This is a genomic window from Streptomyces sp. SID14478, from assembly GCF_010548525.1.
Classification (GTDB): domain Bacteria; phylum Actinomycetota; class Actinomycetes; order Streptomycetales; family Streptomycetaceae; genus Streptomyces.
The window spans coordinates 1-233 of the sequence record NZ_JAAGMG010000337.1 but is presented as its reverse complement, the minus strand read 5'-3'; the positions used below and the strand labels follow the sequence as shown (position 1 = coordinate 233).

At 76.0% G+C, this 233-nt stretch carries 1 protein-coding gene; it reads left to right on the top strand.

What is annotated here, in order from left to right; translation table 11 throughout:
* A partial coding sequence (locus G3I40_RS10960) for an FAD-dependent oxidoreductase (protein ID WP_164301968.1) occupies positions 1-233 on the top strand: 233 nt, incomplete at both ends.

Here is a 233-nt window from a genome sequence, read left to right as displayed (position 1 = left end):
GCTCTACCCCCAGGACTGCCAGGTGATGCCCTCGCTCGCGGCGGCCCATCTGGTGGGTGCGGCACGGGAGTCGGGGGCGCAGCTGCGCACCGGCGTCACCGTCACGGAGATCCTGCGCAAGCGGTCCGGTGAGGTCCTCGGCGTGCGCACCGACCGCGGCGACGTCCACGCCCCGGCCGTGGTCAACGCCGCGGGGACCTGGGGCGGCGAGGTGGCCGGACTGGCCGGGGTCT